General features: G+C 73.5%; 7 protein-coding genes. 1 reads left to right on the forward strand and 6 read right to left on the reverse strand.

Going from position 1 to position 10,573, the window contains the following annotated elements; all coding sequences use genetic code 11:
* Positions 1-22: 22 nt before the first annotated feature.
* Together RIM90_RS27555 and RIM90_RS27560 are read right to left on the reverse strand one after the other, a co-directional pair.
* Positions 23-337: a hypothetical protein gene (locus RIM90_RS27555; RefSeq protein ID WP_309063460.1), complete on the reverse strand. Its 315-nt coding sequence runs from the start codon at positions 335-337 to the stop codon at positions 23-25.
* Between the two features lie 164 nt (positions 338-501).
* Entirely contained in the window at positions 502-2,718 is a 2,217-nt protein-coding gene (locus RIM90_RS27560; protein WP_309063461.1) for an ATP-dependent DNA helicase UvrD2, read from the reverse strand.
* Positions 2,719-2,907: 189 nt separating this feature from the next.
* Here RIM90_RS27560 and RIM90_RS27565 point away from each other — a divergent pair, with 189 nt between their 5' ends.
* Positions 2,908-3,150, forward strand: a complete 243-nt coding sequence (locus RIM90_RS27565) for a mycoredoxin (protein WP_110630344.1) — start codon at positions 2,908-2,910, stop codon at positions 3,148-3,150.
* A gap of 106 nt (positions 3,151-3,256) precedes the next feature.
* On the opposite strand, the gene nudC is transcribed toward RIM90_RS27565, so the two are convergent.
* The 4 genes from nudC to RIM90_RS27585 all read right to left on the reverse strand — a co-directional run.
* The gene (gene nudC, locus RIM90_RS27570; protein WP_309063462.1) at positions 3,257-4,201 is read right to left on the reverse strand and encodes an NAD(+) diphosphatase; all 945 of its coding nucleotides are present in this window, start codon (positions 4,199-4,201) and stop codon (positions 3,257-3,259) included.
* A 152-nt stretch (positions 4,202-4,353) separates the two neighbouring features.
* A complete protein-coding gene (locus RIM90_RS27575; RefSeq protein WP_309063463.1) occupies positions 4,354-5,766 on the reverse strand; it encodes a dipeptidase in 1,413 nt (470 codons plus the stop codon).
* 10 nt (positions 5,767-5,776) lie between these two features.
* Positions 5,777-9,397, reverse strand: coding sequence for a UvrD-helicase domain-containing protein (locus RIM90_RS27580; RefSeq protein ID WP_309063464.1), 3,621 nt, complete (start codon positions 9,395-9,397; stop codon positions 5,777-5,779).
* Between the two features lie 100 nt (positions 9,398-9,497).
* On the reverse strand, positions 9,498-10,573 hold a 1,076-nt coding region (locus RIM90_RS27585), incomplete at its 5' end, for a PD-(D/E)XK nuclease family protein (protein WP_309063465.1).

Here is a 10,573-nt window from a genome sequence, read left to right on the forward strand (position 1 = left end):
TGAAGGCGCCGGCCTGATCGAATCAGGCTGGATCACTCCAGGGTTCTGGCCCACGGAAGGCCCACATCAGGTGGTGCTGCGTCGTCTGCTTCCGGAATCCGGCACCGGCCGCCGCAAAGGCATAGGCCTGCGCCTGTGCCACTACCGCTTCCAGTGCCTTGGTCGGTCGCTCATCGCGCTCACGGACGGCAAGAGCCGAGGGAGCAACGGAGGACGCCGGGCGCGCGGCAGGAATGCCGGACACACCGGTGCCCTGGTTCGAGGCGCCGAGCATGCACAGGGAGACGGACGAGCGATCGGTCATTTTGACGATGGAGCTGGCGTTGATGCTGATCACTGGACTCGCCTCCTCTCGGCGCTTCGGGGACCGGGGTGAGCCGGTCCGACGGGTATGCAAGTACAACACGGAATCAGGGCCTCCGAGAAGGCCGCCGTTCCCGTGCCTAAGAACCTATGGGGATCGCTGGGGCATGCGCAAACTATTTTTCCGACGAGTTCGCATCAGTCCTGTTCTTGATCCCCGGCGATGTCCCGGCCTGCGCAGATGGCCAGAACGTCCGCTCCGTAGCGGGTCAGTTTGCGCATCCCCACCCCGGGGATGCGGGCGAGTCCGTGCTCGTCGTCGGGGACCGTCTCGGCGATGGCCATCAGCGTCTTGTCGGTGAAGACGCAGTAGGCGGGCTGCCCGCTGCGCCGCGCCTGATCGGCGCGCCATTCACGGAGCCGCTCGTAGAGGCCCTCGTCCATGTCGGAGGGACAGTCCTCGCAGCGCATCAGCTTCATCTCGCCCGCGTCCGTCAGCGTGCGACCGCAGACCCGGCAGCGGGCGGGGCTGCGCTGCCTGCGCCCCCTGCCCGGCGCGGCCGAGGCGGACACCGCCCCGGAGAAACCGCGCTCCACGCCCCCCGTGCCCCCCGTGCCGCCCGCGCCACCGCGACCGGCGGCAGCGCTCGAGCCGGGCCGCAGCCCGTCGAGGAAACGGCTGGGACGGCGGTTCGGCCGGCCGCCGGGTGAGCGGGAGAGCGCCCAGGAGAGGTGGAGGCGTTCGCGGGCCCGGGTGACACCGACATAGAGGAGACGGCGCTCCTCCTCGATCTGCTCGCCGGTCTTTGCGTAGGTGATCGGCATCATGCCCTCGGCTACGCCCACCAGGAAGACGACGTCCCACTCCAGCCCCTTGGCCGAGTGCAGCGAGGCGAGGGTGACGCCCTGCACGGTCGGGGCGTGCTGGGCGCCGGCCCGCTCGTCCAGTTCGGCGACGAGGTCGGCGAGGGTGGCGCCCGGTCTGGCGGCGGCGAAGTCCTGGGCGAGATTCACCAGGGCGGCGAGTGACTCCCAGCGCTCTCGGACCGCACCCGAGCCGGCCGGCGGCTGCGGTGTCCAGCCCTCGCCCGACAGCACGGCGCGCACCTGGGAGGGCAGGTCGGGGGCGTCGTCGAGAAGGGCGTCGTTGCCGCCGAAGCGGGCCGCTCCGCGCAGGGCGATGCCCGCCTTGCGCACCTCGGGGCGGTCGAAGAACCGCTCGGCGCCGCGCAGCTGGTAGGGCACCCCGGCATCGGCGAGGGCCTGCTCATAGGTCTCGGACTGGGAGTTCGTGCGGAACAGGACGGCGATCTCGCTCGCCGGGACCCCGGAGTCGATCAGCTCACGGATGCGGCGCGCCGCGCCCTCGGCCTCCGCGGGCTCGTCGGTGTACTCGGTGAACACCGGCTCGGGCCCCGCCGCACGCTGGGAGACGAGTTCCAGCCGGTGATCGGCGGCACGGCCGACGGCCTGCGCGAGCAGACCGTTGGCCAGGTGGACGACCTGGGGGGTCGAGCGGTAGTCACGGACCAGCTTGACGACGGTGGCCCCGGGGTAACGGGTGCGGAAGTCGAGCAGATGGTCGGGGGTTGCGCCCGTGAACGAGTAGATGGTCTGGCTGGCGTCGCCGACCACGCACAGGTTCTCCCGGTCACCGAGCCAGAGTTCCAGCAGTCGCTGCTGGAGCGGGCTGACGTCCTGGTACTCGTCGACCACGAAGTGCTGGTACTGGGCGCGGACCTGCTCCGCGACGTCGTGCCGGTCCTGCAGGACGGCGACGGTCAGCAGCAGCACGTCCTCGAAGTCGATGACGGCGCGCTCGCGCTTGAGGTCCTCGTAGGCGGAGTACAGCTGGGCGATCTCGGCGGGATCGCGGGGCGCCTCCCGGCCGGCCTTGACGGCCGCCGCCGCGTAGTCGGCCGGAACGGTCTGGGTGACCTTCGACCACTCGATCTCGGAGGTGACGTCCCGCAGCTCGCCCCGGTCGAGCCGGATGCGGCAGGCGGCGGCCGCGTCGGCGACGAGCTGGATCTTGCGGTCGACGAGCCGGGGCATGGAGCCACCGATCGCTTTCGGCCAGAAGTACTGGAGCTGACGCAGCGCCGCCGAGTGGAAGGTGCGGGCCTGGACGCCGACGGCGCCGAGCTGGCGCAGCCGGCCGCGCATCTCCCCGGCGGCGCGGTTGGTGAAGGTGACGGCGAGCACGCTGGAGGGCTGGAGGATGCCGGCGCGCACCCCGTAGGCGATCCGGTGGGTGATCGCCCGGGTCTTGCCGGTACCGGCGCCCGCCAGCACGCACACCGGACCGTGCAGGGCGGTGGCCACCGCGCGCTGCTCGGGGTCGAGCCCGTCGAGCACCGCGTCGGCCGAGTCCGGTACCTGCGGGAAGAGGGTGGAGTGCGTTGCTGCTGTCACACAGCCATGCTGCCAGGTCGCCGGAGACGGGTGAGCCGGTTGTCCACAGGCAGGGCCCCGCAGTCGTATGAACGCGGCAGGACACCCCCTCGTCGATGCGGCCGGACACCCACCGCGGGAATGGTGGCGCTTTCAAGTACGTTCCCCAGTGCGAGGACTTCCCCGAGCCGCCGAAGGAGCGCGAGAGACATGCCGGGCACTGTGACGATGTACAGCACCACGTGGTGCGGCTACTGCCGACGGCTGAAGAGCCAGCTGGACCGCGAGGGCATCGCGTACACCGAGATCAACATCGAGCAGGACCCGGAGTCCGCGGCGTTCGTGGAGAAGGCGAACGGCGGGAACCAGACGGTTCCGACCGTCCTCTTCCCGGACGGCTCGACGCTCACCAACCCGTCGCTGGCGCAGGTGAAGCAGAAGATCGGCGCCTGAGCGGCCCGTGAAAGAGCGGTGGGGGGGGGGGCCCGGGGCGGGGGGGCCCCCCCCGGCGCGGGCCCCCCCCCCCCCCGCTTCTCGTGTGTCCCGTCGGTGTGTCCCGTCAGAAGGCGCTGCGGGTCGGCAGGTCCTTGCCGTACCAGCGCTCGATCAGGCGGGCCGCGATCGAGATGCCGTAGGGCGGGAGCACCTCTCCCGACTCGAAGGCGGCGCCGAGCTCGTCGCGGGAGAACCAGCGGGCCTCGTGGATCTCGTCGCCGTCGACGTCGATCTCGGTCGAGGTCGCGCGGGCGACGAAGCCCAGCATGAGGCTGGACGGGAACGGCCAGGGCTGGCTGGCGATGTACTCGACCTCGCCGACGTCGATGCCGACCTCCTCGTGGACCTCGCGGCGCACCGACTGCTCGATGGACTCGCCGGGCTCGACGAATCCGGCGAGGGTCGAGAAACGGCCCTCGGGCCAGTGCACCTGGCGGCCGAGCAGGATGCGGTCCTGCTCGTCGATCACGGCCATGATCACGGCGGGGTCGGTGCGCGGGTAGTGCTCGGCACCGCAGGCGGGGCAGCGGCGGATGTGGCCGGCCGCGGCGATGACGGTGCGCTCGCCGCAGCGGGAGCAGAAGCGGTGCAGCCGCTGCCAGTTCTCGAGGGCGACGGCGTGCACCATCAGACCGGCGTCCCGCGGCGACAGGAGCAGACCCGCCTCGCGCAGGCCCGCCGGGCGGGCGGACTCGTCCATGCGGCCGGGCAGGGAGTCCTTCTGGAGGGCGAAGTAGCTCACGCCGTCCTCGTCGGTGCCCAGGAAGTAGCGGTGCGCCTCGGTGAGCGGGGCCTCGAAGGACGGGGTCATGACGAGTTCGGTGCGCCCGTCCGCCGTCTCGTCGATGAGGACCTGACCGCCGGAGACCACGAAGCAGCGGGTCGAGGGGTGGCTCCACGCCGCCGCGAGCCATGCCTCGTCGAGCCGGTGGTGGGCGGCGCGGTCGATGCCGCTCGGGGCGGTGAGCGAGATGGGGCGGTCGGCGGTGTGGTCGGTCCAGATGGTCACGGGTGCTTCCAACTCCCCCGGGGGAACGGATCAGGTCGGCGGGCGGTTCGGCGGGACGGGCGGTGGGGGGGCGACCGGGCCCGGCGGCGGGGGGCGGCGCGCCCCTTCCAGTGTGCCCCGCGCGGACGGCCGGTTCGGACGGCGTGCGGCGGTCAGGGGGCGTGCCGCCAGTGCTCGGCGAGGTCGCCCCACAGGTACGCGCTGGTTTCGACGCCCTTGAGGAGCAGGTCGAGCTCGACCTTCTCGTTGGGGGCGTGCCAGCCGTCGGACGGGACGGAGATGCCGAGGAAGAGCACCGGTGCGCCGAGGACGTCCTGCAGGTCGGCCGCCGGGCCGGAGCCGCCCTCGCGGGTGAAGCGGACGGGTGTCTCGAAGGCGCGGCCCATCGCCCGGACCACGGACTGCAGGGCCGGGTGGTCCAGCGGCGTCAGGCACGGGCGCGTGGCGGGGCTGAAGGAGAGCTCGCAGCGGATGCCCTCGGGCAGTTGTCCGGGCACCCAGGCGCGGACGGCCTTCTGCACGTGCTCCGGATCCTGGCCGGCGACCAGCCGGAAGGAGAGCTTCACCATGGCGGAGGACGGGATGATGGTCTTGCTGCCGGGTCCCTGGTAGCCGCCGCCGATGCCGTTGACCTCCGCGGTGGGGCGGGCCCAGATGCGTTCCAGTGTGCTGTATCCGGCCTCGCCCAGGGTGCCGTGGGACCTGGCGGTGTTCAGCCACCGCTGCTCGTCGAAGGGCAGCTCGGCGAAGAGTTCGCGCTCGCGGTCGGTGAGCTCGACGACGCCGTCGTAGAAGCCGGGGATCGCCACGCGCGCGTGCTCGTCGTGCAGGGCGGCGACCAGGCGGGCGGCGGCGGTGGCCGGGTTGGGGACCGCGCCGCCGAAGGAGCCGGAGTGGATGTCCTGGTCGGGGCCGTGCAGCCGGATCTCGCACTCGGCGAGGCCGCGCATGCCGGTGCACACGGTGGGGGTGTCCTCGGACCACATGCCGGTGTCGGAGACGATCACGGCGTCGGCGGCGAGCCGGTCGGCGTGCTGTTCGACGAGCGCCCGGAAGTGCGGGGAGCCGGACTCCTCCTCGCCCTCGATCAGGAGCTTCAGGTGGACGCCCGGGGTGGTGCGGCCGGTGGTGGCGAGGTGGGCCCGGACGCCGAGTGTGTGGAAGAACACCTGGCCCTTGTCGTCGGCCGCTCCGCGCGCGTACAGGCGGTTCCCCCGCACGACGGGCTCGAAGGGCTCGCTGTCCCAGCCGTCCTCGCGGGCGGCCGGCTGCACGTCGTGGTGGCCGTAGACCAGCACCGTGGGGGCGTCGGGGTCGGCGGAGGGCCACTCGGCGTAGACGGCCGGGGCGCCCGGGGTCTGCCAGACCTCGGCGGTCGGGAAGCCGGTCTCCTTGAGCTTGGCGGCGAGCCAGTCGGCGCTTCGGCGCACGTCGGGCGCGTGGTCGGGCCGGGCCGACACGGAGGGGATGCGCAGCCATTCGACGAGGTCGTCGAGGAAGGCGGCGCGGTGCTGTGCGATGTACGTACGGACGGCGTCGACGGCACTGTCAACGGGCTGGCTCATGCTCACGAGCCTATCGGCCCGCGCCGGCGTCCTCGGAGTGCGGTATCTCACCGGACGGCTCCTGGAGCAGCAGCCGCTCCAGTGCGGCCCGGTCGGGCAGGGCGTCGGGGCGCACGACCTCGCCGGTGCGCACGTACAGGAACGCGGCGCTGACGGACTCCAGGGGAACGCCCTGCTGCTCGGCCCAGGCGAGCCGGTACACGGCGAGCTGGAGCGGGTCGGCGGTGCGGGCGCGGTTGGTCTTCCAGTCGACGATCTCGTACGTCGCCCCGTCCCCGTCGCCCTCCTTGTAGACGGCGTCGATGCGGCCCCGGACGACGCGTCCGGCGATCGACAGCTGGAAGGGGGCCTCCACGCGGTGGGGGGTGCGGTGGGCGTACTCGGTGCGTTCGAAGGCGTCCTTGAGCGCCTGGAGGTCGCGCTCGTCGGCGATCTCGGCCGCGCCGCCGGGCAGCTCGTCCGGCTCCAGCATGGGGAGGGTGAGTTCCTCGAAGCGGGCCTCGACCCAGGCGTGGAAGCGGGTGCCGCGCCGCGCGGCGGGCTGCGGCGGGCGGGGCATGGGACGGGCCAGCTCCTGTGCGAAGCCGTCCGGGTCGGCGGCCAGGCGCAGCAGCTCGGAGGCGGTGAGCGAGGCGGGCAGCGGGACGTCGGTGACGCTCTCGCGGGTGCGCAGCAGTTCTCCGGCGAGGGCGTCGAGGTCGCGGTCCCAGGAGGCGACGGTGCGGGCCTCTTCGGGGGTGAGCCGGAGTCTTCCGGTCTCCTCGGCGGGGCGTGGCCGCGGGGCGCCGCCGGGCCGTCCCGTCCTCCCCGTGGGGACCGGTCGCGGGGCCTCGGCGGGATGGGGGCGCGCGCCCTCCGGTGCGCCGGGGCCCCCGGTGGATTCCGGGGCCGTCGCCTGGTGCGGGATGGTGGGGCGGCCGGTGGTCCAGGAGTCCCATTCGTCCGGATCGTCGGCCGGGAAGGGGGCGTCCTCCTCGGGGAAGGGATCCTCGTCGTCCGGTGGCGGTGGCCAGTCCGGGTCGTCGTACGTGTCCGGGTCGTGCACGGCCGTGGGGTGGCCGTCGGGGTGGGCGGCGAGGCGGTCGAGGTGGGCGAGGACGGTCTCGGCGGCCGCGCGGCGGCGGGCGAGGGCGGCGTCGTCCAGGGGCAGGGGCCACAGCTGGTCGCCGGTGGCCCGGTGCAGGGCGGGGTTCTCCTCGTCCTCGGCGGGCTCGTCGGCCCACACCTCGATCTCGCCGTACCCGGCGGCGCAGTGCTCGTGGAGGGCCTGGAGGAACTCGGAGGGGCCGCGCGGCTTCTTCTGGCTGGGTCCCCACCAGTGGCCGGAGCCGAGCAGGAGGGAGCGGGGGCGGGTGAAGGTGACGTAGCCGAGGCGGAGTTCCTCGGTGTGCTGGTGTTCCTTCATGGCCTCGTGGAAGGCCTTCAGGCCCCGGGAGTCCCAGGACGTGACGTCGGGCAGGGTGTCGGCGTCGCCGCGCAGCGCGTGCGGCAGCACCTTGCCCTGGGCGGTCCACTTCTCGCGGCCCTGACCGCTGGGGAAGGTGCCCGTGACCAGTCCGGGGACGGCCACGACGTCCCACTCCAGGCCCTTGGACTTGTGCGCGGTGAGCACCTTGACGGTGTTCTCGCCGCCGGGCAGCGCGTTGTCGAGGCCCTTCTCGTACTGGGCGGCGGTGCGCAGGAAGCCGAGGAAGGCGAGCAGGGTGGCCTCGCCGTCGCCGGCGGCGAAGGAGGCGGCGACGTCGAGGAAGTTGGACAGGGTTTCCCGCCGGCGGGCGGCCAGGGCGTGCGGGGACGCCGACAGTTCGACCTCCAGGCCGGTGACGGCGAGGACGCGGTGCAGGACGTCCATGAGGGGGTCGGCCAGGGAGCGGCGCAGGTCGCGCAGTTCGGCGGCCAGGCGGGCGAAGCGCACGCGCGCGTCCGGCGAGAAGGGCAGCCCGTCGTCGTCCCCCCGGCCGTCCAGCGGCGTCTCCAGGAACGTGTCGAGGGCGTCGGCGAGCGAGATCACCTCGGACGGGTCGACCCCCTCGACGGCCTCGGCGAGCCGCCGGTCGGGATCGTCGTCGTCCTGCACGCGCGCGTGGGACACGAGCAGCCGGGCGCGGCGTCCCAGCAGGGCGAGGTCGCGCGGGCCGATGCGCCAGCGCGGACCGGTCAGCAGCCGTACGAGGGAGGCGTTGGCGCCGGGGTCCTGGAGGACCTCGCAGACGGCGACGAGGTCGGCGATCTCGGGCAGGTGCAGCAGCCCGGACAGGCCGACGACCTCGACGGGGACGTCCCGGGCGACCAGCGCGCCCTGGATCTCGGCGAAGTCGGTCGCCGTGCGGCAGAGCACGGCGATCTCGCCGGGCGCCTTCCCGGTGCGGACGAGGTGGGCGATGGAATCGGCGACCCAGTCGATCTCCTCGGCGTGGGTGCGCAGCAGGGCGCAGCGCACGATGCCGTCGCGTTCGGCGCCGGGGGCCGGGCGGAGGGCCTCCACGCCCGCGTGCCGGGCGCGCAGGGGTTCGGCGAGGCCGTTGGCGAGGTCCAGCAGGCGGCCGCCGCTGCGGCGGTTCTCGCTGAGCGACTGACGGGTGGCGGGGCGGCCGTCGGCGTGGGCGAAGTGCTCGGGGAAGTCGTCGAGGTTGGCGACGGAGGCGCCGCGCCAGCCGTAGATCGCCTGGCAGGGGTCGCCGACGGCGGTCACCGGGTGGCCGGTGCCGTTGCCGAAGAGGCCGGCCAGCAGGACGCGCTGGGCGACCGAGGTGTCCTGGTACTCGTCGAGGAGGACCACGCGGAACTCGTCGCGCAGGGCGCGGCCGACCTCGGGGATGGCGGCGAGCCGGGCCGACAGGGCGATCTGGTCGCCGAAGTCGAGCAGGTCGCGTTCGCGTTTGGCGGCCCGGTAGCGCAGCACGAGGTCGGCGAGTTCGCGCCGCGCGGCGGCCGCTTCGGGGACCTTGCGCAGGTCGGCGTTGGTGAGCTTGGTGTTCTCCAGGGTGCGCAGCAGTTCGGCGTCGTGGGCGCGCAGGTCCTCGGGCCGGACGAGGTGCTCGGCGAGTTCGCCGTCGAGGGCGAGGAGGTCCCCGACCAGGTCGGGGAAGGAGCGGGTCAGGGCCGGGTAGGGGCCGGGGGCCTCGCGCAGCACCCGCGCGGCGAGCTGGTAGCGGGTGGCGTCGGCGAGCAGGCGGGAGGCCGGTTCCAGGCCGATGCGCAGGCCGTGGTCGGTCAGGAGGCGGCCCGCGAAGGCGTGGTAGGTGGAGATCACGGGTTCGCCCGGGGGGTCGCCCGGGTCCGACGGGAAGGGGTCGGCGCCGGGCGCCGTCGTCGAGGGGTGGTGGCCGGGCGACGGGAGGGGGTCGGGGTCGGTGACGCCGGCCTTGACCAGTGCCTTGCGGACGCGTTCGGCGAGTTCACCGGCGGCCTTGTTGGTGAAGGTGAGGCCGAGCACCTGTTCGGGGGCGACCTGACCGGTGCCGACCAGCCAGACCACGCGGGCCGCCATCACCGTCGTCTTGCCCGATCCGGCTCCGGCCACGATCACCTGCGGGGCGGGCGGCGCGACGATGCAGGCCGTCTGCTCCGGGGTGAACGGGATGCCGAGGAGCTCTTTGAGCTGATCGGGTTCGGTGATGCGAGCGGGCACATCCAGAGGCTAGCGGCGGGCACTGACACCGGGTGCCGGATCGCCCTCCCGAGGCGGCGGAACCGCAGGTCGGCACGGGTGGTGCGATGCGTCACGCCGGTCACTCGACCACGTGCCGCCCCTCGGGCCGGGCGCTGCAGGAGGCCCGGAAGGCGCAATGGGCGCAGTGCTGTCCCGTGGTCGGGACGAACCGTTCGTCGAGGACCTTGCCGGCGGCCGTGGCCAGCAGGTCGCCGACCCACTCCCCCTCCGGCGGCTGCTGGGCCTGCACCTTGGGCAGGGTCTCGCCGCCGTCCCGTTTGGCGGCTCCCTGGCGCAGCTGGACGAGCTCGGCGCCGCCCGGTTCGGGGCGCACCCCGCCGAAGACCTCGTCGACGGCGCCCTCGCGCACCGCGAGCTGGTAGACGGCGAGCTGGGGGTGCCGCGCCACCTCGGCGGAGCCGGGCGCCTGCTTGCCGGTCTTGAAGTCGACGACGTAGGCGCGGCCGTCCCCGTCGGCCTCGACGCGGTCCATCTGGCCGCGGATGCGGACCTGGTAGTCGCCCGCTTCGAGGGTGACGTCGAAGTCGTGCTCGCTGGCCACCGGGGTGCGTCCGGCGCGGTCCATGACGTGCCACTTCAGGAAGCGTTCGAGCGCGACGCGCGCGTTCTCCTTCTCCTGCGCCGACTTCCACGGCGCGTCGAAGGCCAGCGCGTTCCACACGGAGTCGAGGCGCTCCATGAGGACGTCGAGGTCGGCCGGGGTGTGTCCGGAGGCCACCTCGTCGGCCAGGACGTGCACCACGTTGCCGAAGCCCTGGGCGGCGGTCGCGGGGGCGTCGGCCTTCACCTCGCGGCCCAGGAACCACTGCAGTGCGCAGGTGTTGGCGAGCTGGTCGAGGGCGCTGCCGGAGAGCACGACGGGCTGGTCGCGGCTCCGCAGCGGCACCCTGGACTCGGTCGGCTCGAACATGCCCCACCAGCGGTAGGGGTGCGCGGACGGGACGAGCGGACGGCCGTCGTCGTCGGCGAGGGCGGCGAGCCGGGCCAGCCGGTGGGCCGCGGCCCGGCGGAGGGCGTCCGAGACGCGCGGGTCGACCGTCGTGGCGCGCAGTTCGGCGACGAGCGCGGCCACGGACAGGGGGCGGCGCGGGCGCCCGGTGACGTCCTTGGGTTCGACGCCGAGTTCGGTCAGGA

The organism is Streptomyces sp. (genome assembly GCF_031181555.1).
Classification (GTDB): Bacteria; Actinomycetota; Actinomycetes; order Streptomycetales; family Streptomycetaceae; genus Streptomyces; species Streptomyces fimbriatus.

Excerpts from the sequence above, each read along its gene's own strand:
- RIM90_RS27565 (WP_110630344.1), top strand. The coding sequence starts at position 2,908 with ATGCCGGGCACTGTGACGATGTACAGCACCACGTGGTGCGGCTACTGC.
- RIM90_RS27575 (WP_309063463.1), bottom strand. The coding sequence starts at position 5,766 with ATGAGCCAGCCCGTTGACAGTGCCGTCGACGCCGTCCGTACGTACATC.